This is a genomic window from Bacillota bacterium, assembly GCA_040754315.1.
Lineage (GTDB): Bacteria > Bacillota > Sulfobacillia > DUSP01 > JBFMCS01 > JBFMCS01.
The window spans coordinates 14,070-39,088 of record JBFMCS010000013.1; the positions used below are offsets into that span (position 1 = coordinate 14,070).

A 25,019-nucleotide genomic window follows, 5' to 3' on the forward strand; every position below is an offset into this window, starting at 1 on the left:
CGTCCTAGCGTCCCTTTTTCCTCCTGGCCAGCGCCAGTGCGTCATCAACGGGCTGTCCCGTATCCAGGACGGCTCTGAACAGGTCTCCCCTCTCTCCAAGTCTCCCGGCCATGTTCTTCAGGTGAAAGGCACCGGGCTCCACGGAGGCCAGCTCCTCCCATGTCACGGGGGCCGACACCGGGGCGCCCCTAAGGGGCCTGGGGCTGTAAGGGGCCACCACCGTCTTGCCCATCCCGTTCTGGTAGCAGTCTATGTATATACGGCCCTGTCTGTTTGTCACCTTCCGCTCCAGCGTAGCGCGGTCTGGCATGGATCTGGCCACAAGTCCCGCCAGGAAGAGACAGAGGTCCACAGCGTCCCTGTGGCCGTAACGTCCCGGCGCCAGGGGTACGTATATGTGGAGCCCCTTGGCCCCTGAAGTCTTCGGGAAACCCATGAGGCCAAGGTGGGCAAGGGCATCCTTCAGTACCCTGGCGACCTCCACGGCCTCCCGGAACCCCGAAGGGGGATCAGGGTCCAGATCCAGGACGGCAAAATCGGGGGCCTCCGGCGCATGCCTCCGGGAGAGCCAGGGGTGAACCTCAATGCATGCCTGGTCGCCCAGCCAGGCCAGGGTGGCAGGCTCCTGTGCGAGCACAAAGTCAATGTCTGCCCCGGAGCCATGATGAAGGTAGCCCTCTACCCATGGCGGGCTCCCCCTCATGCGGTTTTTTTGGTAGAAGCACTTGCCGTCAATTCCCGAGGGAAAGCGCCTCAAGCTCAGTGGGCGGTCCCTGAGATGCGGAAGGATGTAGCCTGATACCCGGAGGAAGTAGTCGATGAGGTCGCCTTTGGTGAGACCATCCTCTTCCCAGAGCACCTTGTCCAGGTTTGACACACCCAGGATCCTTCCATGAACCTGTACCATTGCCTTGGTTACCGCCACCTACTGAGACCCCCCAAAAATGCAGTCACTGGGATTCTTACCCGGTCTCAGCCCCTTGTAAACCGGGTGGCGAAGGTACCCGCCAGCAGTCATTTCCAGGTACTCAACCTCGCACACCAGCTCCGGAGCCACCCATACCATCCCGTAGGCATCCCCCGGCGAACCCAGGGCGTCATAGAGCACCCCCTTCAGGGTGCCCAGGCGCCGGGCGAGGTCCTGGCCCTCCCGGGTGCTGATCCCAGAGCCAACCCGACCAACGTACCTCAGGCCCTCAGGATCAAAAAGGCCTAGCGCCAGGGAGGTCACATAGCCCGCACTCCCCTTACTGTACCCCAGGATCACGCAGTCTCGGGACTTGCGATGCTTGATCTTCTGCCAGTGCCTGGAACGTTTTCCGGGAAGGTAGGGACCGAAAAGGGTCTTAGCCATTATGCCCTCCAGGCCTGCCCTGCCCGCCGACGCGTAGAGCGCCCGTCCCTTCTCCATCACGGGTTCGGAAAGGACCAGCGAGCCACCTGCCCGGAGCCGCCGGGAGAGAACCTCCCGCCTTTCAATGAGCGGGGTGTTCATTACGCTCCTGTCCTCGTGCCACAGGATGTCAAAGGCCACGTATACGACGCCGGGATCGTTGTGCTCCAGGTGGCCGAAGTCTGGCAGGCCTTCCTGCAGGGCCACTATCTCCCCGTCCAGGACCACGAGCGCCCGGGAATCCACGTGCTTGTGAAGGGTTCCCAGGCTGGGGTAGCGAGGCGTCAGGTCCTTCAGGTTGCGGCTCTGCAGGCGGGTCTTCCCCTGCGCCGGATCCAGGAAGCACACTGCCCTGTAGCCGTCCCACTTCACCTCGAAGAGGTGCTCTTCGGAGTCAAAGGCCTCGTGGGCCAAGACCGCCAGCATAGGCCGGATGTACTCCGGGGTCACGAACGCACCGCCTGGGCCATTTCCACGCTCTTCTTCAATGCTTCCATCAGGTCTACAACCTTGGCAGCCTGGGGCGCCGCGGCAACCCGCACCTCCTGGCCTTTCGCCTTGAGCCTGATGACCTCAAGTATTCTCTCACTGTACTGGTCCCTGTAGCGCCCCGCCTCGAAGGGCCTGCTCATGGTATCCACCAGGACCGTGGCCATCCTGACCTCTCGCTCGTCCGGCGCCGGGGCCGGCACATCCCCCATAAGCCCGGCGGTGGACCGGATCTCTTCAGGGAAGAACATGGTCTCCATGATCAGGATACCCTCGGGATATACCCGGACACAGGCCAAGGATTCCCGGGCCCTCAGGACAACCCTGGCCAGGGCTATCTTCCCGGATCCCTGCATGGCCTCCCTCAGGAGGCTGTAGGCCTTGAGGGCGCCCGCGTCCGGGCCCAGGAAGTAGGTCTTCTCAAAGTAGATTGGGTCTATCTCGGCAAGGTCCACGAAGTCGGTGATCTCGATGGACCGGCTCCTTTGCGGCCGGGCAGCCTCGAAGTCCCCCTCGTCCAAGAGAACGTAGTGCCCCCGCTCATACTCGTACCCTAGTGCCACCTCTTCACTGGGCACCTCACGGTCACAGGTGGGGCACCACTTCTTGTGCCGCATGGGGGTGGCACAGGCCTCGTGGAGCTCATTGAAGCGCAGTGCCTTCTTCTCAGTGGCGCTGTACACCTTAACCGGTATGGTCACCAGGCCAAAGCCAAGGAATCCCTTCCATATGGCACGCATGGAAAACACCCTCTCCGGGCAGGCGGCTCAGCTGTACTCCCTGGGGTTCTCCCTCCGGGGCGCTACCCGCTCCCCCCTGAGCATCGCCTGGATTTGGCTTAGGATCTGAGGTGCCACATCAATGATGCGATCCATCACAGCCCCTTCCTCCACAGAAAGGAGCCTCACGGTACCCTGGCCCACCACCAGAAAGGCCACGGGCTGCACGGAGACACCGGCACCGCTGCCACCTCCGAAGGCATGCTCGTGGTCGCGGGCGTTGTGCCCGTTGCCCTGGCGGGTCTCGGACTGGGGATCATACTCCGCTCCCCCAGCTGCAAAACCGAATGTTACCCGGGAAACCGGTATTATGACACTGCCGTCTGGTGTATCCACGGCCTCTCCTACCACGGTGTTGACATCCACCATGCCCTTGATGGACTCCATGGCAGTCTTCATAAGGCCCTGGATGGGGTGGTCGACCTCCAAAGGGATCCCTCCGTTTCCTTATGGCGTCATGGCTTTACGCTCTTAATGTCTCTCCGGGGAGACAAAATATGTGGGACCACCGGTCAAGCCGGCGCGTACCACAAGAAGGAAACCGGCTACCGGGGAAGAAAACAGGTTAATCGGCGCCTGAGCGCCAAAGTAATGGAAGGAGGACGGAGAATTGGCTCTTGGCCCCCTCAAGAACCTGCGTGCTGGCATTGTTCATTCTAACCTCACAGTGGATGAACTCCGAGCTCTTGCCAGTAAGGACGAGACCACCACGGAGTACGGCAGTCCCAGCTACATTACCCAAGTGCGCAACCGCAGCGCCAAGCACACCTACGTGGTAACGGATGGGAGAGCCGTTCGCCTTGGCCTAGGCCAACAGGCCATAGAACCTGAAAGGGCTCGGGAGTTGGTCAAGGCTGTCATAGGATACCTGGAAACCCAAGAGGTCATCCGCGTTGACCGGAACATGGGGGAAGGTCCCGGAGCCATTCCCTGCACACTGTATATCACCGCAGGCTTTGCCCAGATAGCCTTGATGTGGCACAGGTCCCTCTTCCCCAGGACGCCGGGAGATCCCCGGATGACCAGCGTCTACGTGCCCCAGTGGCCCGAGAGGCTCATCATGGTTGACCCTGAGGAGGCCGTCACCCTCATACTTGGCACTGACTACTTCGGTGAGGCCAAGAAGTCATTCCTGAGGATGGCCATGTACCTCGTCAAGAAGGAAGGAAGGCTGGGGGTACACGCTGGAGGAAAGGTACTCAGGGTCTCCAAGCCCGGGGGCCTTGATCCCGTGGGAATGCTGCTGTTTGGGCTGAGCGGCACCGGCAAGACGACCCTGACAGTGCACGACCACTCTCTCAAGGAACCTGAGGGTGTCATCATCCGGCAGGACGATGTCATGGTGATGGACCTGGGCGGTTCGGCGACAGGCACTGAGGACAGCTTCTACATCAAGACAGAGGGGCTTGAACCCTCCCAGCGAGTGCTCTACGATGCAGCAAGACACCCTGAGGCTGTCCTGGAGAACGTGGCGGTAGGCCCAGAGGGCAAGATAGACTTCCTGGACTACAACCTGACCACCAATGGCAGGGCTATCGTACCCCGCGATGCTGTGGAGGGTGCTGACTCCCGTATCAATTTGGACAGGGTCGACAAGGTCATCTTCATCACGCGGCGCCAGGATGTTGTGGGCCCAGTTGCCCGCCTCTCACAGGAACAGGCCGCAGCCTTCTTTATGCTAGGGGAATCCATAGAGACCTCGGCGGGAGACCCTAGCCGGGCAGGACAGTCCAAGAGAGAGGTGGGCACGAATCCCTTCATCATAGGCCCCGAGGGCCGCGAAGGGAACAGGTTCCTGGAGATACTTAGAGCAAACCCGGCTGCCGAGTGTTTCCTCATGAACACCGGGAGCGTGGGACCTGCCAAGATACCCGTGGCAGCCAGCTCTGCCATTATCCGGGAGATAGCCAGGGGTACTGTCACCTGGAGGGAGGACCCCGTGTGGGGTTACTGGAGCCCCAGGGAGGTGCCAGGGCTCGATCTGGCTCCCTATGACCCTGCCCGATACCTGTCTCCCGGGGAATACCGGGAACGGGTCAAGAGGCTCAAGGAAGAGAGGATTGCTTGGCTTGGCGCCTTCGAGGACCTGGACCCCTCCATCATCCGGGCCCTGGGTCGGTGAACCTGTTCAGGTTGTACCCTCCCTAGGCATAGAATGGTGGTGGGATACGGGGGGGTGCGAAGGATGCGCGGCCAAGTCCTGGTCTTGATCATGGTTTTCTTTGTCCTTTTCGCCTTGGGAACGCTCTGGGGGGTGTATCCCTCCGGGGTGGCCCAGGATGATGAACCTGTCTCAGGCGACCTAGGTGGCGCCGTTAGGCCCAAGGCAGGCTCCTGGCCGGAGCGCCTCCTGGAGCGCCTAACGCCTCACCTGGGCTTCCTGGCACTCCCAGCCTTGGTGGCGGCCTTCATGGGGGCGATGGCGGCCCTGGCCATGGCGGTCATGGCCCTCGCTGCCCTGTTCTCGGGTGGGAGGAGGGAGGCAACCGCTGAAAGGTGCCCAGCCTGCCGGGCCAATGTTTCCCGCAGGTCGCGCACCTGCCCAATGTGTCACACGCGGCTATCCCCGCTCGGCCACGGGGAGTACCTGGAAGACACTCACACCCGGGTCTGGAGGGGGTTCGGCAAGGAACCCCCAGGGGACAAATAGCACAAAGGAGAGTGAGCAGTGCCGCTGACCAGCATCTTTCGGACCACGTCCGTACTCGTCTCCTTCACCTTCTCCTCCTTGCCCCTGGTGTCCAGGTTCCTAGGGGAGTGGAGGCAAAAGGCCCAGGCCATCCCTGATGAAACCTTGCGCCGCCAAGCACTGGCCAGCATCGACACCAAGCGCTTTCACTGCCAGGGGGGCTCTTGTTACGCTGTGCCGGCGGGCCGCCTTGGGACTGAGGTTGTCCGGGCCATCGTCGCACTCCAGACTATCTCGGACTACCTGGACAACCTGTGCGACAGGGCCGGGGTTCTAGACGAGGCCTCCTTCCGCCAGCTTCACCTGGCTATGACCGAGGCGTTGACGCCGGGGGACCCCATCTCCCCCTACTACGCCCTCTATCCCTCGGGCAACGACGGGGGTTACCTGGAAGAACTCGTCAGCGCAACCCGGACCTCTTGCCAGAGGCTACCTGGCTTCGACATGGTTTCCGGGCGTGCCCTGGTCTATGTCTCCCTTTACTCGGACCTCCAGTCCCTCAAGCACCTGGAGCCCAAGGAGCGAAGCGGAAGGCTCCAGGACTGGCATGTCAGGAAGGGCCTCGCCTGGCCGGGCATACACTGGTGGGAATTCGCGGCGGCCTGCGGCTCCACCCTGGGGATCTTCGCCCTCCTGGCCTTGGCCTCCCAGCCCGGCTCCAAGAGCGAGGTGGCTGAAGCCCTGTGCCAGGCCTACTTCCCCTACATCTCTGGCCTTCACATACTCCTAGACTACCTCATCGATATGGAGGAGGATGCCAGGGAGGGAGACTTTAACCTGGTAGCGCCATACCAAAGCGCCTCCGAGAGAGGGGAGCGCCTGGGGTTATTCGTGGAGAGGGCCATGGAGGGGGCGGCCCTCCTGCCCGATTCCCACTTCCACCGCACGGTGGTGAGGGGGCTCCTGGCCATGTATCTTTCCGATCCCAAGGTCAAGGAGCAAGGCCTGGTACCACTTGCCAGGGAGCTGGCTGCACGGGGAGGACCTGGCACCTCCTTCATGACAGGGGGATGCCGGGCCCTCAGGGCAGCAGGGGTAATATAGCCTGGAGCTGTCACCTGGCCTTGCGCCCTCTGGCCGGCCCGGGGTATCAGGTGTTCCTGCTCATGATGTTCACGGCTATGGCGTGAAGCCGGGACCTGCCAGGGCAGTCGGGCAGGACCTGCAGGGCCCGAGTGGCCCGGGCTATGCACTCCCGGGCAACCCCCATAGCGCTGTCCACTGCTCCTGATTCTACTGCCGCCGTCCTGATGGCCACAATGTCATCCCGGGAGAGGGACCCCTGGTCTAGAAGAAGCCTTGCCTTCTTCCCCCTGTCCCCGTCCCCCAAGAGGTGTACTATGGGAAGGGTGATCACTCCTGAGGCTAGGTCCAGCCCTGAGGGTTTTCCCAGCTGGCTGTCATCGCCCACTAGGTCCAGGATGTCATCGGTAATCTGGAAGGCGAGGCCGATGCCCTGCCCGTATGTGCCGAGTCCCTCAATGTGCTCGGGCGGGGCCATCCCAACCATGCCGCCGGCGCGGCAGCATGCCTCCATGAGGCTGGCTGTCTTCTTCCTGCAGTGTTCAATGCACTGTTCTTCAGTGATGTCTAGCCCGAAGCGCTGGCCCATCTGGCTCATCTCGGCCTCACACATGGCCGCCACGGCACTGGACATGACTGCCAGCACATCGAATAGCCCTTCCCGGACCAGAAGGGAGAAGGACTTGGCGAAGAGGAAGTCCCCGGTAAGCACCGACAGTCGAGAACCGAACACTGAATGCAGGCTGGGCTGGCCGCGGCGATCCTTGGCCCCATCCAGTATGTCATCGTGAATAAGGGAGGCTGTGTGGACCAGCTCCGCTGCGGCCGCCGCCACGGCCGTGCGGTGTGGCTGTGAGCCATACATGGAGCCGGAGTTCCAGACAAGGAGGGGTCTGAGGCGCTTGCCGCCCAGGCGCACCAGGTAATTGGCCATGTTCCTGGCGTGGAGGTCACAACTGGCGATGGCTTGCTGCAGCTGTTCTTCAACGGCCTGCAGGAACTCAGGTGCGGCCATGGGGCCTAGGGTCTGCATGTTCCACCTCCTCAAGAGATAGTATGCGCTTTTTGCTGCCAGCAGGGCCCTTTCAGATCCCCCGTGGCAGGCCGCGGGGATCCTCTGCTGGAACTCCCTTGCCGCTCCTCCAGGCCTGCCAGGAGAGGTAAAGGAGACGGCCCATCTTGATGGTAAAGGAAAAGGATGCCCGTGCCTCCAGCACCTGCCCCTTGAAGTCAGGGTATACCTGGATGCGCACCAGCTTTAGGGGTATGCCCAGGTAGCTCGAGAGTAGGGGAACTAACGGGCCTATCACAGCCCAGATGGAGCCAACCGTCATGCCCGTGGCAGCGGCATCCCCCAGCCCAACACGAATACTCAAGGTCACTGCCCTCCAGGAAAGCCCACGGGAGATCCTCTTTAGGTACATTATGTCCCAGGCATCTTTGGAGGGTCCCGGTGACACTGTTCGACGTCCTGGGTTGAAATCCCTGGAGAACTTGAGGAAGCCGAGGACTGTTACACTTGCCTTGGGGCGGCCAGCGCCCGGCCAGCTAAGGCGCACGAGGAAAGACACCGGGAGATGCCACAGCGCCACGGCGACCAGCGCGAGGATGAGGGTGATGAGCAAGGAGGACCCTCCCAGGGGGAAGCCTTTCTCTTCCATGTTTCCCCACTGGTAGGTCCCTCATACCAGGGTCCCGATGGCCCGGCGGTGATGCGGTGAGTTCCGGCTAGGCGGCACCCAATCTTGGCAATGACTGTCTCCCCCAGGGTTTTAGGGGCACTCCGGGCGCCCCACCCTCCTTTGCCCCTAGCGAGCAAGGCCCTGGAGCCTCTGACGGGGTGAGACCACCTCCTTGATGTGGATTCCGTAACGATCACCCACCACAACGATCTCTCCCTTGGCCAGTAAGTGGCCATCGACAAAGACCTCGGCTGGGGCCCTGATACCCCTATCCATCTCCACGACCCTCCCAGGAAGGAACCCCAGGACCTCACCTACAGGGAGCATCGTGTCAGCCATTGTGACGGTGAGAGTGACAGGAAGGTCCAAAAGTCGTGGCAAGAGGTCTTCACGGCGCCCGTTGCCCCCTTGGCCACGGGGGTCCACGGGGCATTCTCCCGGCCGGGCTGCAGGCTCCCTGCGCTTGGTGGATGCCATAGGCTCCCTGGGTTCTTCCCCACCAGCCGGCCTTTTCTTAGCAGGGCCCTTGGCCACCGGTTTGCCCGGGTCCCCTGCCTTATTTCCCATCTGGGCGAGGAGGGCATCGATGTCCTCCTGGCTGAGCGGTCCTCCATCAGCCAATCCTCTCACCTGCCTCTTCCAGGTTCCCCGCTATCCTGATCGCGAATTTCTGCCCCACCCTCCCGGGTTGCCCAGTGAACTTGGGCCGGCCCTCCACCGTGAGGCGTATAGGGCTGTCGCAGCAGTTCTCCAGCGCTATGACGTCCCCGGCCTGAAGGTGAACCAGCTCTTTCAGTGTCAGCCGGGCGGCTCCCAGCTCTGCCTGCACCTTCACGGGGATCTGCTTGGCCAGGGCTTCTGGCACCTTCTCCGCAGCATCCTCCCGGGATCCCCGGTTCAGCCAGTGCTTGGCGGAGAGCATAGGAAGCACGGGCTCCAGGCAATAGTAGGGCACGCACAGCCTCATGGGCGCCTCGTGCTCTCCCAGGCACACCTGGAAGATGATGGAGGCAGTGACCTCCTTGGAGGAGAGAAACTGCGCGTGAAAGGTGTTGGAGGCTACTATTTCCACGTAGGGATCAAGCTCGACGGTACCCTTCCATGCTCGCGCCAGGTCATTCATGAAACCGTTCAGCAAGACCTCTATGGTGGTCTGCTCTATTTCTGTGAGCGCCCTGAGCTCCACAGGGGGGGCACCAACGCCCCCGAATACCCTGTCGATAATCCTCATGCCGATCCCCAGGTCGAACTCAAGGAGGCACTTCCCCCTGAGGGGAGGCATAGCGAAGATGCACATGATGGTAGGCTCAGTGACACCATTCAGGAATTCCTCGTAGTTGGACTGCTCCACCGTTAGGACTTTGACGGCGATGGGTGCCCGCATGTGCCCCGAGAGGCTGAGGCTGGCCATGCGGGCGAAGTCATCATGCAGCATGTAGAGGGTACGAACCTGCTCACGAGCAAACTTGTCGGGGCTCCTGAAGTCATAGACCTTGATGGAACGGCTCTTAGACGAATCCGGACGAGCCTCCGCCTCCACGGTCTCCTCTTCCTGCTCAACCAGGGACTGGACGAGGGCATCTACCTCGGTTTGACTCAGGATGCCCACTAGATTTCCCCCTCTAGGCTCTTTGGCGCCACCAGATCTGGAGCCGGCCGTAATCACACTCAAGCGGTACATGCAAGCCACTGTTCTTCACTGCGGGAAAAACCATAGCCTTGCTCCTATAACGGTGGGGCTATCCGGCGCACTGGTAACCGCCCTGTTTCAGGTTTCTACATAGTTATTCGTCGAAGATCCCGCCCCAGTTTAGGGGCTCCCAGCCTCCTAGGCGCCACCCAATGATCTACCATCTATCGATAAAATGCGTATTTCGGAGTAAAACGGCCACCTGTTTCGGTGGCTAGCGGGATACCGGCCTCGCCACCGCTGAACTGCTGGAAGCCATCATGGCCTCAAGACCTCATCCTGAGCAGGGTTATCATAGCTGCCTGGGGATCATCCGGCTTGCTGACCGGTACTCACCCGAGCGACTGGACGCAGCCTGTAAAAGGAGCCCTGCTATAAAGAGTTACTCGTACAAGAGTGTGAACTCCATCCTCAAGACTGGACTAGATAAGGTGCCCCTTAAAGAGGAGATTTCTAAGCCCGGGCCCGCCCACCAGAACATCCGTGGCCCGGAGTATTACCACTGAGGGAGTGAAGAACCGTGCTGCAACAGACACTTGACAAGCTTACCCGGATGAGGCTTTCTGGAATGGCTCAGGCGCTCGATGAGCAAATGGCGCAGCCTGAAATCACGAGCCTTGCCTTCGAAGACCGCCTCGGAATCCTCGTTGACCGGGAGTCTGACCTGCGAGAAAATCGACAACTCGCTCGTAGTCTGAAAGAGGCTAAACTAAAGCAGCAAGCCTGTGTTGAGGATGTGGATTCCGTCATCCCCGGGGCCTAGATCGCTCGACCTTCTTCTCCCTAGCCGCAATAAAAGCGCCACAACGTCATTATCACCGGACCTGCGGGAGTGGGTAAGACCTTCGTTTCCTGTGCCCTAGGAAACAACGCCTGCCGGTTGAGATTCTCGGTACGCTATTGGCGTACCTCCCGGCTTCTCGGGGCCATTACTGTCGCACGGGCCGACGGAAGCTGCGACACTCTCATTCGTAAACTCCAGAAAACCGATCTCTTGCTCCTGGATGACTGGGGCATCGCTCCTCTCTAGGTAGCAGAGGCTCGGGATCTACTCGACATTCTCGAAGATCGCAACCAGACCCGCTCCACCCTCATCTCCACCCTGTTAGCGACTGGCATGCCCTGCTGGCCGATCCCACCCTTGCCGATGCTATCCTCGATCGCTTGGTACATAATGCCTACAAAATTGAACTCAGGGGGGAATCCATGAGGAAACTTCTCTCAAAACTTGACCGATTTCGGCCACCCGGATACATTATCCATAACAACCGGCGTCGCTTCGCTCCGACCCGGCCGGAAACCCCGGAACAGATGGCCGATTTCACCGGAATGCGCAATAAGAAGAGTTTTGCCCGTGGGTGCTTTTGTTTCTTGTCCTGAAAAGGCTTCAAACAAGCGGGTTTCCGTGATGAGCGAAGGCGCTTGTAGGCCGAGGGAAGGACGCCACAACCAGGCTGCTCCCAAGAGTCCACCGCGTTGCTGCCCTCACGAAGCGCTGGGTTATGGGTACAACTCAGCGACTACCTGGACTACTATCTCGATGAGTTCACCTTCCGCTTCAACCGCCGGACCTCCAGAAGCGGGGGCAATCTTTTCTATCGGCTGGTGCAGCAGGCAGTACAGTGGATCTAGCCACTATGACAATATTGTTAACGTGCTACCTCCGTAGGGGTGTTTCCAGCAGCAACACTAGATATAGGGTGTGCTTGAGTCAACTACATATCCCAGTAGATTTATTCAATATCAGAAACCTGAGCGAGAAGAGAACTTGACATAACGGACTATAAGATAGGGGCGGTTTAAACCTCCAAAACTTCCTCCAAAGGCAACGGGCGGCGGGTTATGCGGGAAAGATCAAGGGGGATTAAGCCCTGCCGCAGCAAGGAGGTGAAGGGCGTCGCAAAAGACGGCAAACAGGGGCGGCGCGATAGCCAGCCGTTTGTGCAGATGAGCCAATCAGCCCAGAAACAGGCGAATCTTCTCTTCCGTCAAGTAATTTGAAAAATGACAGGGAGTGTGCATTGCATCAATTTACATCAGATTGGCCAGTGCCGGTTTTTTCCTCTCTTTCCATCTCGGAGGCCTCGGCTTCCAGCTCTGGGAGGTCCTCAGCACTCCTCAGACCGAAGTAGTGAAGGCACCTGCTGGTCACTCCGTAGAGAATTGGCCTGCCAATGGCGTCCTTCCGTCCGGTCTCTTCGATAAGGCCCCTCTCCTCCAGGGTTTGCAGCGCCGTCTCACAGCGTACACCGCGGATGCTCTCAATCTCGGCCCTGGTTACCGGCTGGCGGTAAATGATAATGGCCAGGGTCTCCAGGGCTGCCTGGGAGAGGGGCGGTGGGGGCTTGGGTCTCCCCAGGCGTTCCACAAAGACGCCGAACTCCGGTTTGGTGGTGAGCTGGTATCCCCCGGCCACCTCTTGAATGCCTATGCCACGGGTCTTGGACAGGGAGGACCTGAGCTCGGTGATGTACACCAGCGTCTCCATCTCGGTGACCTCCAGTATCCTGGCCATCTCCTCCAGTGGGAGGGGCTCAGCGGCGGCGAACAGCAGCGCCTCAATGGCCTCGGGGCCCTTCTCTGCCACGGTTCTTCCCCCCTTGCCTTGTTGAAAAAACCATCTCTATCTCGCCGAAGGGCTCAGGCTGGCTTATGAGGACCCGCCTGAGGCGCACGAGTTCCAGGACTACCAGGAAGGTAACGATGACCTCCAGCCTGGTGGCCTTCTCCCTGATGATCTCCCTGAAGGGAACTGGGATGCCCGGGCTCCGGCTGAGCCTGAGTACCACGTCCCGCATGGTCCTGCGGAAGCTCACCTCTTCGCGAGGTATCTCCGCCCAGACCTCCTCGGCGGCACCGATGGCCTGCTGGAAGGCCGTGGACAATGCCTCCAGTGTACACCCTTCCAAGAAGCCCAGGTCAGGCCATTGCCTGGCAAAGCCCGGGAAGGGCCGGGTGTGTCTCATGGCCTGCTGGGATTCGAGGAGCCGCAGGTGGGCAGCTAGAGCCTTGAAACGCTTGTACTCCAGGAGCCTGTCCACCAGTTCCTGCCGTGGGTCGTCCTCGTCCTCCAGGGTGACGGGGGGCCTCGGCAGGAGAGTACGGGCCTTCAGGTCCATGAGGGTCGCTGCCATGACCAGGAACTCACTGGCCGCCTCCAGGTCCAGTCGGCTCATGGCCCCCAGGTACTCAATGTACTGGTGCGTTATGGAGGCCACCGGGATGTCCCTGATGTCCACCTTGTTCTTCTCGATGAGGTGAAGGAGCAGGTCCAGGGGCCCCTCAAAAGCCTCCAACCTTACGGCATAGGTCATACGGCGCCCCTCCCTGGCGGCTAGAGCCTCATGGCCTCCCGTACCTCTCCCATGGTCTCCTGAGCCACCGCCCGCGCTCTACTGGCGCCCTCCTCCAAGACGGACCGGACCAGATCCGGGTCCGCCGCAAGGTCCTCGCGCCTAGACCTTATGGGTTCCAGGAACTCCCCCATGAGCCTGCCAAGGTTCTTCTTACACTGGACACAGCCGATTCCCGCGGACCGGCACTCCTCGTCCAGCTGGGAGAGTGTCTCCTTGCCGAACACGCCGTGGAAGGAGTAAACGGTGCACACTTCGGGGTGCCCGGGGTCGTTTCGCCTAACCCTGGCGGGGTCAGTTATCATCATGGATACTCGATCAAGGATCACCTCAGGGCTGGCAGCCAAGGGGATCTCGTTCTGGTAGCTCTTGCTCATCTTCCTGCCATCTATCCCAGGAAGGAGCGTGACCTTGTTCAGTATGGCCTCCGGCTCGGGGAACACCGGCCCGAAGAGGTTGTTGAACCGCCTGGCGATCTCCCGGGAGAGTTCCAGGTGTGGCAACTGGTCCTCCCCAACAGGCACCCGGGTTGCCCTGTACATGAATATGTCAGCGGCCTGGAGCACAGGGTAGCCCAGGAAACCGTAGGTGGCAATCTCCCTGCCCTCAAGCTCCCTCAGCTGCTCCTTGTATGTGGGTACCCTCTCCAGCCAGGACAGGGGTGTCACCATGGAAAGGAGGAGATGGAGCTCGGCGTGCTCCTTGATATCAGACTGCCGCAGTATGACGCTCCTTTCAGGGTCGATGCCCGCAGCCAGCCAGTCCAGGACCATCTCCCCTACGTTTTCCCTGAGATCGCTGGTGTCTTCGTAGCCTGTGGTCAGGGCGTGCCAGTCCACCACGCCGAAGAAGCACTGGTAGTCGTCCTGAAGCCTGATCCAGTTGTCCAGGGCCCCAAGGAGGTTCCCCAGGTGGAGCCTCCCGCTCGGTCTCATCCCGCTGAATATGCGCTCTTTCATGACTTCTCCACTCCCCGGCATGGTGTGAGTGACGTGTACCCCTAGATTGCGTTACAGTGTTATGAATCCCCCTGTGGAAAGCTCCAGGGCCAGGAGGATGAGGTTTACCACCGGTCCTATGATCCGCTGGAGGATCCCCGTCCACAGCAGGGCGAGAAGCACAACCCAGCCGTAGGGCTCGATCTGGGCAATGTAGCGTCCTGCCGAGCGAGGCAACAGCCCCGCCAGGATCTTCGAGCCGTCCAGGGGCGGTACTGGAATGATGTTGAAGGCGGCCAGCAATACGTTGTAAAGGAGAAGCTGGCTCACTATGGGCCCGGCAGCGCTCAGGGACACGCCTGTGAGGCGCAGCACCAGCATGGTGAGAAAGGCCAGGAAGAGGTTCATAGCGGGCCCTGCCATGGCCACCAGGACCATCCCCCTCCTCGGGTCCCGGAAGTTGTAGGGATTTACGGGGACAGGCTTAGCCCACCCGAACCGGAAGAACCACAGGGCCAGGAGACCCACGGGGTCCAGGTGTGCCAGTGGATTCAGGGTGAGACGGCCACTATAGCGGGGGGTTGGGTCTCCGAGAGCATCAGCCGCTTGCGCGTGGGCGTACTCGTGAAACACTATTGCCACTAAGAGGGCGGGCAAACGGTAGAGCATGGTAGGGTCCAGCATCCAGAGGCCTCCTTGTAGGTACTGCCGATATTAATACGCCACCCGGGGGCTGTTTCCTGTATAACGTGCTGGTCAGATCTGCCTCCCCAAATTCTCCTTTCTCCCCAGGCGGCCCGCTTACGCGGTGTCCTCCCTGGCAGGTTCAGGAATCCCGTGGTGCCTTGTCGGGCTCCTGCGGTTTCAGGGCCGAGGGTCTTCCCGTGTCCACTGGTATGGGTCTCCGGACAAGGACAGACTTCAGGGCCGCCCAATCAAAGGGTATAAGAGGCCACAGGTACGGCACACCGAAGGACCGGGTGAAACCCAGCAGCACCGTGAGGGCGAGCAGGCCGCCGGCAAGGCCCAGGATCCCAAAGACCCCCACGGCCCCCAGGAGAGCAAGACGAGAGAGCTTCACCGCTAGCGCGAACTCCAGGCTGGGCGTGCCGAAGGTCCCCAGAGCTGCCACGGCCACGTAAAGAATGGTTTCTGATGCCAGGAGACCTACGGAAATGGCAATCTGGCCTAGGAGTATTGCGCCAATGAATCCCAGGGCGGTTCCCAGGGCGGCGGGCGTGTGGACTAGCGCTATCCTTATGAGGTCCACACCTAGCTCGGCGATGAAGAACTGGGCCAGGAGGGGTATGTTCCCTTGACTCCTAGGGCCTATGAAGTCCAGGGCTTCCGGAAGAAGCTCGGGCCTCAGTGCCAGCGCTACCCACAGCGGCGGGCCCACAAGGCTCAAGGCGATCCCCAGGAATCGCACCCAGCGGATGTACACGCCCACCAGCGTGTTTTCCCGGTATTCCTCGGCGTGCTGCACGTGGTGGAAGAGTGTGGCAGGGAGTATGATGACGCTAGGGCTTGTATCCACCAGCACTATAACATGCCCCTCCAGAAGGTGCACAGCCGCTACGTCGGGCCTCTCGGTGAACCTCACGCGGGGGAAGGGGTTCCACCACCCCCATGGTCCCACCAGGAATTCCTCCACTGTCTTCTCGGCCATGGGAATGGCATCCGTCTGTATCCTGGCGATCTGGTCCTTGACCTTCTTGACCAGGTCCAAGTTACATACATCCTTCAGGTATATGACGGCCACGTCAGTCTTGGAGCGTCGCCCCACCCTGATGGCCTCCGCCCTGAAGCTGGGGTCCCGCAGCCTGCGCCTGATGAGCACCGTGTTTAAGACGAGGGTCTCAACCATCCCGTCACGGGAGCCCCGCACAACCCTCTCCAGGTCCGGCTCGTCAGGCTCACGGCCGGGGTACTCCCGGACATCTACCATGACCGCATGGCTGTCACCGTCCACCAGGATGGCCACCTGACCTGCTAGGACCTCAGTGATCAGGTCATCGTAGGTGTCAACCTCCTTGGCCTCGGCGTAGTTCAGGTATTCCTTCATGAGCCTCTCTGCAGGGTTGGGAGCGAGGTCACCCTGTTTTAGCTTGAGCAGACTCTCTATGACCCGCTGGAGCGCAAGGTCGTTGATGAGGCCATCCACCCATATGAGGGCGGCATCCTTCTGGGCGATCCTTAAGCGTCTCTCCCAGAGGTCGAAGGACTCACCTATACCCATGGTCTGGGTCAGAAGCTCCATGTTCTTCCTTAGGCGCCTTGACATCTTTCCAGCCAGCGGCAACCCTTCACCCCCTGGGGTTGAACACCAGTGCCATGATATACCCAAAGATGATAGCGGAACCGATGCCCCCCGATGCCGCCGCCAGGCCCCCGGATAGCACGCCTGGCAGGCCCTGGGCGGTGACGGCGTCCAGGGTCCCCTGCACCATGACATGACCGAAGCCTGTGAGGGGTACCGTGGCCCCGGCTCCTCCGAACAGCACCAGCGGCTCGTAAAAACCGAGGGCGCTGGCCAGGGCCCCCAGGATCACGAAAAGCACCATGACGTGGGCTGGGTGGACCTTGGTCACGTCCATGAATACCTGGGCCAAGGCACAGAGGACCCCGCCCACAAGAAAGGCAGCGAAGAACGGGTTCATGGTCCTGGAACCTCCACCACCACGGCTTGGGCTATGCAGGGTATGCTCTCTCCCTGCTGGACGGAGGTGGGGCTATGGAGGGCCCCCGTGGCTACCACCAGGACCCGGGCCAGCCCTCCCTCAAGGAGTCCCTTGTAGATGTGGCCTGTGAACGCAGCGGCCACGCAGCCGCAGCCACTCCCGCCGGCATTCACGTCGGTTTGATCCCGGGGGAATATGAGGAGGCCGCTGTCCTGGTGAACACGGCTGACATCCACCCCCTCCCCCTCCAGGAGAACCCTCATGGCCGCGGTGCCTACCTGCCCCAGGTCTCCCGTAAGTATCAGGTCGTAGTCCTCGGGGGTGCGCCCGGTGTCCTGCAGGTGCTGCCATATGGTGTCCGCCGCCGCGGGCGCCATCGCCGAGCCCATGTCATTGGGGTCCGTGCCCCCAAGATCAACGACCTTCCCTATGGTGGCCATGGAAATCACTGGGCGGTTGCCGTACCCCACCAGGGCTGCCCCCGACGCCGTGACTGTCCACTGAGCGGTGGGTGCGCGCTGGTTCGCGAACTCCGCGGGGTACCTGAGCTGCCTCTCAGCTGTGTCATGGTGGCTGGAGGTGGCCGCCAAGGCATACTTGACGTACCTCCCCTCCACGGCCATTGCAGCGATAATGAGGGCCTCCACCATTGTCGAGCAAGCCCCATAGAGGCCCAGGAAGGGTATGGAGAGGTTCCGGGCGGCAAAATTGGCGTTGATGCACTGGTTAAGCAGGTCTCCAGCAACGAAGAGGCCAACATCGGTTTCTCTTAGTCCCGCCTTCTTCAGGCAAAGCTGGGCGGCCTCCTCCATCATGCGGCACTCTGCCTTCTCCCAGCTGTCTTGGCCCGACAGGGTGTCTTCCTTGATGATGTCAAATGAGTCCCCCAGGGGCCCGCGGCCTTCCAGGGGGCCCACGACTGAGGCCGTCTCAAGAATACTGGGGGGCGCCGGGAAAACCATGGTCTGCTTGCCCTTGAGCTTGAGATCCATGCTATGCCTCCCCCCGGGGAACTGTCCCCCTAGTTGTTTCCGTCTCTTTCGTAATACTCAAGGCACCGGGGGCCCGCCCCTTTTGGCCGGCCCCCGGCCAGGTTCAGGGCCTGAACCATAGCAGCCAGTACACCAGTCCAATGGCACTGGAGGCAACGGTCACGAAGACCAGGACAGGCCCGGCTATGGTGAACATGCGAGCGGCAACCCCCAGAACGAAGCCCTCCCTCTTGAACTCCAGCGCTGGCGCCACGATGGAGTTGGCGAACCCCGTTATAGGGAGAGCGGCACCCATGCCGGCAATGCGACCCAGGTGGTCATATACACCGAGCCCCGTGAAGAAGGCCCCAAGGAAGATCATGATCACCGAGGTAAAGCCTGATGCATGCCTTAGGGTCAACCCTTGCGCCAGGAGCGAGCTGAAGAACACCTGGCCCAGGGCCGAGATGGCTCCCCCCGCAACAAAGGCTTTCAACGCATTTTGCATGATGGGCCTTCGGGGAGTGACCCCCCCGCTGAGCTTCTTGTAGCACTTCTCCTGTTGCTTTGTCGCTTTGGGCACCCGATGCCGCCCCTCCTACTCCGAGTAGGCCACCTTGCAGTCCGCCTTGAACTCGTGTATTCTCCCACCCTCTACGTTTGCCGTCATGTTAATCACCTCAACGGCATGAACCCTGGGCACACTCCTTAGGGCCTCCGCCACAGCGTTCTCCACCGCATCGGACCAGTCTTTCTTAGACGACCCCACAACCTCCATCACCTTGGCACAAGTCATCTCCATTCCTCCTTAACGTATGCCCGGGAAAACCCACTGGAATAGGGATCCCAGGGTCTTGCCGGCGAGGAGTGCCCCCACCAGGTAAGGCATGCTATCCTCCACCCCGAGCCTGCGACCCACCACGGGCAGCACATTCAACACCTCGGCCACAGCTGCCGTCAGGAGTCCCACACTCACCCCTGTGAACAGACCCACAGCGACCATCGTCACCTCTGGCATCCTCATGCTCAGGTCCAGCGTGTCTGCAAGGGATGCGAGGAGCGCCCCCAGCATGATCGAGGTCTCATAGGTCCTGACCCTGTGAGGGGTGCCTGTGAGCCTGGCGAGTCTCGGCACGATGTCCAGAAGGCTCAGCAGTGCTACCAAGCCTGCGCCGGTGGCCAGGCCCTCCGCCATGGCAACCAGGCCAGCCAGTGCCTCTTTCAAGGTGTGTCTTCCCCGGCCCGTTCCTCCTCCCTCGAGGCGATGCACTGCTGCACATTCCTATCGTAGAGGAACATTTCCACCTCCAGTGGGCTGGGCTCGTCACGCCCCATGAGCCAGCGGAAGTGGTTGAAGAACAGGCCAATCCCCAGGCCGATCCCCAGGGAGTAGGGAACCTGCATGATGAGGGGCCTCGTAACAGCCTCTCCGGTAATAAACCAGTAGAGCCGGGCCTGGGCCTGGGCCATGCTCACCTCGGAGTGGAAGTTCATTATTGCCAGTCCGGAACCCAGGAAGAGCACTGTAGCCACCAGGACTGTCTTTACCAAGGCAAGAAGGGGGCGCCGGGTTTTCCTCGCCTCCACCAACACCACGACCTCGTCCTCGCCCAGGAGGGACACCTGCACATCCGGGAGGGAGGACATAACCACCCTGGCAATATCCAGGGCTGACAGCACCAGCGCTCCCCTGTGGCGGCCACCCGCCTTGGCAACGATGAGGCCGCGCGCCTTCTTGGCCAAGCCGGGCTGGCCGGCGACCTCTGCCAAGCGCCCGATTGTCAAGAGGGATCCCGGTTCCGCGCTGACCTTTCCCCTAACCTTAAGGATCACCTCATGGCTGGGCAATTGCCTTCGCCTCCTCGCCCCCACCAGCCAGGACCAGCCTGGAACGGGATGGCAGCTCCGGTGCCCGGGGGCCGTCGGTGGCAAGGTGCCAGAAGGCCAGCACTGCCGCGGCGATCAGCGTAATCACGATGAACAAGGCGATGATCCGGGACCTTGGCTGGATCATGGCAATCCCCTCACCCTCCAGCGCTAGACCTAGTATTCGTCGCGGCCCGAGATTTAATCCGGCCGGGGCATGACAGTGGCGGTGTGCCTGGATACGAGGGCTATTAGGCCAGAACCTAGCGCTTTAGTCATGGGGAGTTGGGGGAGGAAGACCTTGGATGAGCATCGAAACTGGATGAAGGACTAACTAGTTTTCACCCAAGAGGCGTTTTGCCCAGATTAGGCTGGAGGCCGGGGAGGGCCTTGCTGTGAAGGATGCAGAGACACTCAAGGCACCTGTGAGGCCCAAACCCTTCCTCAAGTGGGCGGGCGGGAAGGGGCAACTACTTTGGCAATTGGAGAAATACTTCCCTGACACCTTCAAGGGGTATCACGAGCCTTTCCTGGGCGCCGGAGCCGTATTCTTCCACCTCAATCCAGGCGAGGCCTACCTCTCGGACCAGAACGAAGAACTTATTAATGCCTTCCTCGTGGTCAGAGATCACTTGGAGGAATTGGTGAGGCTCCTTAGACTCCACAAGAACAACCCTGAATACTACTACTTTATGAGGGGATTGGACTCGACCTCGCTGGGGCCCGTGGAAAGGGCGTCCCGCTTCATCTACCTCAACAAGACTTGCTTCAACGGTCTTTACAGGGTGAACAAGAAGGGACGGTTCAATGTGCCCTTCGGCCGCTACAAGAACCCCAGGTACGCCGATGTTGATGTACTGGCCGCAGCCAGATCAGCCTTGATCAACACCAGGGCCATCGATGTGGCGGATTTTGGGATAGTGCTGGGCAGGGCAGCTCCGGGGGATTTTGTCTATTTTGATCCCCCCTACCAGCCCATCAGCGAGACCTCAAGATTCACCAGCTATACTCCCGGCAGTTTCGACGCCTGCCAGCAAGAACGCCTTGCCCGCGTCTTCGGAGATCTGGACACCCGGGGATGCCGCGTCTTACTGAGCAACTCCGCATCTGAGTTCATCAGAGACCTTTACAGGGGCTTCAGGGTCGAGACTGTCAAGGCCAAGCGATACATCAATTGCGACAAGAACCGGCGCAGCGATATCGATGAATTGGTGGTCATGAACTATGACTGACACAGGGAAAAGGATCCCAGCTGGCTGCAGACACCACAAGTATGCTGGAGAGTCTAGGACTTCAATACTTGACGGAACAGCGATCACACCATGGGAGTATCACAATTGGCAGGCAGCGATGTGTTGACGTGACTGTCGTAGAAAACGCGGGAAAGTGCAAGGCATAAAGCGTGGCTGGCAAAGTAGAGGAGAATCTCTTCAGGTCATAGAGGAGGCCAGATTGGACCATCAATGATTGCCTTCCCGGGCTATGGCTGGTCTCCTGACCTCGTGAGGCACGCATGCTACCCGGCGCCGTCAGCCTTGAATACCTCGATACCTGGCTTTCCCTGTTCTTCCGGTATGAAAGGACGAGGCAGCAAAAGTCCTTCGCCCTAGTCCCTAATCCTATCCGGCATGAGATAGGCGAGTCCCACCTAGTCTCCCCCTCCCAGGTGAAGCCTGGCATTCTCCAGGGCAGACTTCTCTATCCTGGATACCTGAGCCTGGGAGATCCTTAGCGCCCGGGCGACCTCCTCTTGGGTCTTGTCCCGCAGGTATCGCAGGACTAGCACGGCCCGCTCCCGAGGCTCCAGCTCTAAGAGGACCTCCTGGATAGCCACCCCTGTAGCCCAGAGGCTTTCTGACTGCGAGGTATCGTGGACAACGTCCTCTATGCCTGGACTGTCATCCCCGGAGGCCAGCGAGGCTGGCCGTCTAAGGCCCTCCCACGCGGCCACCAGGTCATGAGGGGATACCCCAAGATCCGTTGCGACCTCCAAGACTGAGGGCTCCCGTCCTAGGACATTCGCCATCTCCTCCTGGCGCACCCAGGCCCTCCTTGCCATTTCCTTGGCTCCCCTGGGAACCCTAAGGGGTGACTGGTCCCTGATGTGCCGGCGTATCTCGCCGATTATCAAGGGCAAGGCGTAGGTGGAAAAGCGGGTCCCGAAGCCCTCATCAAAGCGATCCATGGCCTTCAGAAGACCAATGCAGCCCACCTGGAACAGGTCCTCAGGTTCGTGGCCCAGCCTGTCAAACCGCCTGACGATACCCCATATGAGCGGGGAGTTCTCTGTAACGAAGCGAGCCCGCGCCTCCTGGTCTCCCTTCCTTGCCCGGGCAAGGAGGTCCATCTGTTCCCGGTGACCCGGGACAGAGGGTTCAACGCCTGCCAAGGGTTATCTCAGGAGGCCTGCTCGCGGCCGGCCTTCTCAGCCTTGCGCGTCATGGTGACCTGTGTCCCCTGCCCGGGAGTGGAGGACACCTCTACTTGGTCCATGAAGGATTCCATGAACACGAATCCCAGGCCCATGCGGCCTGGTTCCGTAGAGAAGGAGGGCTGGCGGGCCTGGGCTATGTCGGCAATGCCACGACCCCTGTCGCGGATCACGACGTGCAGCAAGCCCTCCTCCAGGCTGGCTGTGACCAGCACGTCTCCCTCACTGCCAGGGTAGGCGTGTAGCACGGCATTGGAGACGGCCTCGGACACTGCTACCTTGATCTCTTCGATCTCCGTGAGGGTGAAGTCCCCCTGGGCGGCAAAGGCCGCCAGCGCCACCCTGGCAACCCCCACGTTCTCGGGGAAGGCCCTTATCTCCAGCCTCATGCGGTTAGGCTCCAATGCCAGCGCCCCCCTTCAGCATATCCAGGGCCTCCCCTTCGGAGGAGGCCACAGGGATTATCCGCTGGATCCCTGAGATCTCTAGCATTGGCCTGACCCTGGCCTTGAGCCCTGCCAGGATCATGCGCCCCCGGCACTGGGAGACCCGCCTGTACCGTCCCAGTATCGCTCCGAGGCCTGAGCTGTCCACAAAGGCTACGGAGGCCATGTTCACAACTAGGTCCCGGGCCTGGCTACTTTGGAGCGCGTGATCTACTTGCCGGCGGAATTCCTCCGCCCCGTACAGGTCTAGATCACCATCGATCCTGACACAGAGTACCGAATCCACCACTTGCCACCGGATCTTCAAGACATCTCCCCCCTGGGGTTTTCCTGTTAGGGGGTTCGACGCCCTCCAGGTAATTCCTGCCGTCCCATGTTATTCCAACGTTACCAGGGCATCCACAGCCAGGACGCCCTTACCCTCTTCCAGCACCACCAGGGGGTTCACGTCTATCTCGAGAATCCCCGGGCACGCCGCAGCCTGGGACACAGCCTGCACAGCGTGGAACAGCGCGGTCTTGTCGCCCGGTGTCATGCCCCTGAGCCCGTTCAACACCGCCATTGATTTCACCTCTTCCACCATCTCCTGAGCCTCCTCAGGCAGCAACGGGGCCAGCCGGAAGGAGGCATCGTTCCAGATCTCCGCCAGGAGCCCTCCAAGGCCTACCATGACAACCGGGCCGAACACGACCTCCCTGATGCCGCCTAGGATAACCTCTGCAACCCCTTTGACCATTGACTGTACCAGAACACCGTGGATGCTGGCGCCGGGCACCCGGGAGCCAGCCTCCAGCACCTGGCCCACGGCTTCAGACAGGTCCTCGTCACCGGCGATGTTCAACCGGACACAGCCAGCGTCGCTCTTGTGAGGTATGCCGGGGGATACCACTTTCACTGCCACTGGATAACCTACCCGTCTTGCCACGGCCAGGGCCTCCTCGGCCGTCTTGGCCACTCCCCAGGGCGCCACTGGAACCCCGTAGGATTCTAGTAACCTGGCGGACTCAGGCTCGGTGAGGGCACGCCTGCCGGCGCACCGGGCCGAGTCTATCACCGCCTGGGCGGCCCCTGGGACCGGGGCGGTGGGGGGCCTTTCCCTCATGGCGCCCGAACGGGTCGCCACCCGCCTGCACATGTTCAAGAAGGTTTTGCCTGCCCGCTCTGGGTTATTGAATGTGGGTATCCCGCTCTCCTCCAGGATCCTCCTGCCCTCACGCACCCACTTGCCCACCATGAGGGTAGGGAGGAACGGTTTCTTCAAGGGCAGTTCCATCTCGCGGAGGATGAAGTTGACCACCTCCTCAGCTCCCATGTGAGCTGTGGGGAAGTAGAGGAAGACGGTGCCGCCCACACCCTCATCCGCCATGAGGAGATTCACGGCCTGGCCAAACTGCCTGGCTGTGGCGGAGGCGGTCATGTCGGTATGCCCCTCCGGCCTGCACACAGCGGCGATGGGTGGGAGCATGGACCTGAGGGCATCCTTGGTGTCAGGGGAGACCGTGGCCATTCCCATCCCCTCCCAGGAAGAGAAGAAGTCCACTGAGTAGACACCAGGCCCCCCAGCATGAGTTAGAACGAACACACGGTCATTGGGTGGGTCAGGCAGGCGGTCGAAGGCCCTCAGGCTGTCCAGGAGATCCTCCACGGTCTGAACCCTTACCACACCGTGCTGCCGGAAGGCACTGTCCCAGATCCTGTCCTGCCCTGCCATGGCGCCGGTATGGGATCGCGCCGCCTCTACCCCCTGGAGCGTGCGCCCAGTCTTCAAGACAAGTACGGTTTTCTCCCTGGCCACCTTGCCCATGGTTTCCACCAGGCCCCTCCCGTCCCTGACGCCCTCGAGGTACATCCCTATTACCCGGGTGCTCTCATCCTCCTTGAGGTACTCCAGGACCTCTCTCACATCAACGTCGGCGGTGTTCCCTAGGCTCACGAACTTGCTAAAACCCACCGGCGCGGCGTGGGTGGACCATGATTGCACCAGCCAGGCACCTATAGCCCCGCTCTGGCTTATTACGCTTATGCCGCCCTGCTGGTAGTCCGTACCCAGGAGGAAAGTAGTATCCACACCATTAAGGGTGTCTATCACCCCGATGCAGTTCGGGCCCATCAGCCTCACTGAGACCTCCCGGCATGCCCTTGCCAATGCCTCCTGACGGGCGACACCTTCGAGGGTGCCCTCCTCGGCAAACCCCGCGGTGGTGCAAACCACACCTCCCAGGTCCCCCCGTGTCCTGGCCCTCTGCTGCATGTCTACCACGAAGGAATCCAGCACGCGCAAGGGAGCACACATGACTGCCAGCTCAACTGGGCCTGGAATGGAACTGATGTCCGGGTAGCACTCAAGTCCCATGATCTCCCGCTCTCCAGGGTTTACCGCAAACAGGCTCCCCCGGTAGCCTGCCTGCATCATGGCCTTCAGTACCTGGTGGCCGGGTTTGGACGGGTCACGGGATGCGCCCACCACAGCGCAGCCCTCTGGGTTGAAGAAACACTCCAAGGCAGGCTTGACTTTCACATTCGATCCCCTTCCCCAGCAAAGAATGACCGAGCCAAGGGCAATGTATTCTTTGCCAAGGCCCGGTGTT

Annotated in this window: 28 protein-coding genes and 2 pseudogenes; 6 read left to right on the plus strand and 24 right to left on the minus strand. The window is 60.9% G+C overall.

The features are described 5' to 3' along the window. Window positions 1-4: 4 nt before the first annotated feature. The 4 genes from ligD (AB1576_02120) to ytfJ are packed head-to-tail and all read right to left on the minus strand — an operon-like array spanning window position 5 to window position 3,060. Complete coding sequence (gene ligD / locus AB1576_02120) at window positions 5-925, minus strand: non-homologous end-joining DNA ligase (protein ID MEW6080588.1); 921 nt, start codon at window positions 923-925, stop codon at window positions 5-7. Continuing rightward, window positions 926-1,843 (minus strand): non-homologous end-joining DNA ligase, encoded by a 918-nt coding sequence (gene ligD / locus AB1576_02125; protein ID MEW6080589.1) that lies wholly within the window; start codon window positions 1,841-1,843, stop codon window positions 926-928. Further along, a complete protein-coding gene (locus AB1576_02130; protein ID MEW6080590.1) occupies window positions 1,840-2,622 on the minus strand; it encodes a Ku protein in 783 nt (260 codons plus the stop codon). Before AB1576_02130 ends, ligD (AB1576_02125) begins: the two co-directional genes overlap by 4 nt. A 27-nt stretch (window positions 2,623-2,649) precedes the next feature. Beyond that, entirely contained in the window at window positions 2,650-3,060 is a 411-nt protein-coding gene (gene ytfJ / locus AB1576_02135; GenBank protein ID MEW6080591.1) for a GerW family sporulation protein, read from the minus strand. A gap of 211 nt (window positions 3,061-3,271) precedes the next feature. On the opposite strand from ytfJ, the gene AB1576_02140 reads away from it, so the two are divergent. The 3 genes from AB1576_02140 (at window position 3,272) to AB1576_02150 (ending at window position 6,394) form a co-directional block, all read left to right on the plus strand. Then, window positions 3,272-4,783 (plus strand): phosphoenolpyruvate carboxykinase (ATP), encoded by a 1,512-nt coding sequence (locus AB1576_02140; GenBank protein ID MEW6080592.1) that lies wholly within the window; start codon window positions 3,272-3,274, stop codon window positions 4,781-4,783. Window positions 4,784-4,846: 63 nt separating this feature from the next. Next, the gene (locus AB1576_02145; GenBank protein MEW6080593.1) at window positions 4,847-5,311 is read left to right on the plus strand and encodes a zinc ribbon domain-containing protein; all 465 of its coding nucleotides are present in this window, start codon (window positions 4,847-4,849) and stop codon (window positions 5,309-5,311) included. An 18-nt stretch (window positions 5,312-5,329) separates the two neighbouring features. Further along, a complete protein-coding gene (locus tag AB1576_02150; GenBank protein ID MEW6080594.1) occupies window positions 5,330-6,394 on the plus strand; it encodes a tetraprenyl-beta-curcumene synthase family protein in 1,065 nt (354 codons plus the stop codon). A gap of 46 nt (window positions 6,395-6,440) precedes the next feature. Here the strand turns inward: AB1576_02150 and AB1576_02155 are convergent, their stop codons facing one another. From AB1576_02155 to fliM, 4 genes are all read right to left on the minus strand, one after another. Then, window positions 6,441-7,406, minus strand: a complete 966-nt coding sequence (locus AB1576_02155) for a polyprenyl synthetase family protein (protein ID MEW6080595.1) — start codon at window positions 7,404-7,406, stop codon at window positions 6,441-6,443. 52 nt (window positions 7,407-7,458) lie between these two features. Further along, on the minus strand, window positions 7,459-7,998 hold the full coding sequence (locus tag AB1576_02160) for a DUF2953 domain-containing protein (GenBank protein ID MEW6080596.1): 540 nt from the start codon (window positions 7,996-7,998) through the stop codon (window positions 7,459-7,461). 183 nt (window positions 7,999-8,181) lie between these two features. Next, complete coding sequence (locus AB1576_02165) at window positions 8,182-8,676, minus strand: FliM/FliN family flagellar motor switch protein (protein ID MEW6080597.1); 495 nt, start codon at window positions 8,674-8,676, stop codon at window positions 8,182-8,184. Then, on the minus strand, window positions 8,669-9,664 hold the full coding sequence (gene fliM / locus AB1576_02170; protein ID MEW6080598.1) for a flagellar motor switch protein FliM: 996 nt from the start codon (window positions 9,662-9,664) through the stop codon (window positions 8,669-8,671). The genes AB1576_02165 and fliM overlap by 8 nt, the downstream gene beginning before the upstream one ends. 634 nt (window positions 9,665-10,298) lie before the next feature. Between fliM and AB1576_02175 the strand changes: the two are divergent. Both AB1576_02175 and AB1576_02180 read left to right on the plus strand, forming a co-directional pair. Beyond that, window positions 10,299-10,960 (plus strand): annotated as a pseudogene (locus tag AB1576_02175) (ATP-binding protein). 251 nt (window positions 10,961-11,211) lie between these two features. Then, window positions 11,212-11,377: pseudogene (locus AB1576_02180) on the plus strand (IS1595 family transposase). Window positions 11,378-11,771: 394 nt separating this feature from the next. Here AB1576_02180 and scpB read toward each other — a convergent pair. The 12 genes from scpB to AB1576_02240 all read right to left on the minus strand — a co-directional run bounded on the left by scpB (window position 11,772) and on the right by AB1576_02240 (window position 19,702). After that, the gene (scpB, locus tag AB1576_02185; GenBank protein MEW6080599.1) at window positions 11,772-12,332 is read right to left on the minus strand and encodes an SMC-Scp complex subunit ScpB; all 561 of its coding nucleotides are present in this window, start codon (window positions 12,330-12,332) and stop codon (window positions 11,772-11,774) included. After that, the gene (locus tag AB1576_02190; protein ID MEW6080600.1) at window positions 12,304-13,059 is read right to left on the minus strand and encodes a segregation/condensation protein A; all 756 of its coding nucleotides are present in this window, start codon (window positions 13,057-13,059) and stop codon (window positions 12,304-12,306) included. The genes scpB and AB1576_02190 overlap by 29 nt, the downstream gene beginning before the upstream one ends. Before the next feature lie 20 nt (window positions 13,060-13,079). Further along, the gene (gene trpS / locus AB1576_02195; protein MEW6080601.1) at window positions 13,080-14,057 is read right to left on the minus strand and encodes a tryptophan--tRNA ligase; all 978 of its coding nucleotides are present in this window, start codon (window positions 14,055-14,057) and stop codon (window positions 13,080-13,082) included. A gap of 51 nt (window positions 14,058-14,108) precedes the next feature. Then, window positions 14,109-14,720 carry a site-2 protease family protein gene (locus AB1576_02200; protein ID MEW6080602.1) on the minus strand — a complete coding sequence of 204 codons (612 nt, stop codon included), beginning with the start codon at window positions 14,718-14,720 and terminating at the stop codon, window positions 14,109-14,111. 142 nt (window positions 14,721-14,862) lie between these two features. Beyond that, entirely contained in the window at window positions 14,863-16,338 is a 1,476-nt protein-coding gene (locus AB1576_02205) for a spore germination protein (protein ID MEW6080603.1), read from the minus strand. 4 nt (window positions 16,339-16,342) lie between these two features. After that, window positions 16,343-16,696, minus strand: coding sequence for a stage V sporulation protein AE (gene spoVAE / locus AB1576_02210; GenBank protein MEW6080604.1), 354 nt, complete (start codon window positions 16,694-16,696; stop codon window positions 16,343-16,345). Next, entirely contained in the window at window positions 16,693-17,709 is a 1,017-nt protein-coding gene (spoVAD, locus tag AB1576_02215) for a stage V sporulation protein AD (GenBank protein MEW6080605.1), read from the minus strand. The genes spoVAE and spoVAD overlap by 4 nt, the downstream gene beginning before the upstream one ends. Before the next feature lie 103 nt (window positions 17,710-17,812). Next, window positions 17,813-18,271, minus strand: coding sequence for a SpoVA/SpoVAEb family sporulation membrane protein (locus tag AB1576_02220; protein MEW6080606.1), 459 nt, complete (start codon window positions 18,269-18,271; stop codon window positions 17,813-17,815). A gap of 15 nt (window positions 18,272-18,286) precedes the next feature. Then, window positions 18,287-18,490, minus strand: coding sequence for a dodecin family protein (locus AB1576_02225; protein ID MEW6080607.1), 204 nt, complete (start codon window positions 18,488-18,490; stop codon window positions 18,287-18,289). 6 nt (window positions 18,491-18,496) lie between these two features. Further along, window positions 18,497-18,913, minus strand: a complete 417-nt coding sequence (locus AB1576_02230) for a stage V sporulation protein AB (protein ID MEW6080608.1) — start codon at window positions 18,911-18,913, stop codon at window positions 18,497-18,499. Then, a complete protein-coding gene (locus tag AB1576_02235; protein ID MEW6080609.1) occupies window positions 18,910-19,536 on the minus strand; it encodes a stage V sporulation protein AA in 627 nt (208 codons plus the stop codon). Before AB1576_02235 ends, AB1576_02230 begins: the two co-directional genes overlap by 4 nt. Continuing rightward, complete coding sequence (locus AB1576_02240) at window positions 19,523-19,702, minus strand: hypothetical protein (protein MEW6080610.1); 180 nt, start codon at window positions 19,700-19,702, stop codon at window positions 19,523-19,525. Before AB1576_02240 ends, AB1576_02235 begins: the two co-directional genes overlap by 14 nt. 247 nt (window positions 19,703-19,949) lie before the next feature. On the opposite strand from AB1576_02240, the gene AB1576_02245 reads away from it, so the two are divergent. Next, window positions 19,950-20,786: a DNA adenine methylase gene (locus AB1576_02245; GenBank protein MEW6080611.1), complete on the plus strand. Its 837-nt coding sequence runs from the start codon at window positions 19,950-19,952 to the stop codon at window positions 20,784-20,786. 416 nt (window positions 20,787-21,202) lie between these two features. On the opposite strand, the gene AB1576_02250 is transcribed toward AB1576_02245, so the two are convergent. From AB1576_02250 to AB1576_02265, 4 genes are all read right to left on the minus strand, one after another. Beyond that, window positions 21,203-21,943 (minus strand): sigma-70 family RNA polymerase sigma factor, encoded by a 741-nt coding sequence (locus AB1576_02250; GenBank protein MEW6080612.1) that lies wholly within the window; start codon window positions 21,941-21,943, stop codon window positions 21,203-21,205. Window positions 21,944-21,951: 8 nt separating this feature from the next. Then, a complete protein-coding gene (gene spoIIAB / locus AB1576_02255; protein ID MEW6080613.1) occupies window positions 21,952-22,395 on the minus strand; it encodes an anti-sigma F factor in 444 nt (147 codons plus the stop codon). Then, window positions 22,379-22,738: an anti-sigma factor antagonist gene (locus tag AB1576_02260; GenBank protein MEW6080614.1), complete on the minus strand. Its 360-nt coding sequence runs from the start codon at window positions 22,736-22,738 to the stop codon at window positions 22,379-22,381. The genes spoIIAB and AB1576_02260 overlap by 17 nt, the downstream gene beginning before the upstream one ends. A gap of 69 nt (window positions 22,739-22,807) precedes the next feature. Further along, window positions 22,808-24,949: an acetate--CoA ligase family protein gene (locus tag AB1576_02265; GenBank protein MEW6080615.1), complete on the minus strand. Its 2,142-nt coding sequence runs from the start codon at window positions 24,947-24,949 to the stop codon at window positions 22,808-22,810. Window positions 24,950-25,019 lie beyond the last annotated feature (70 nt).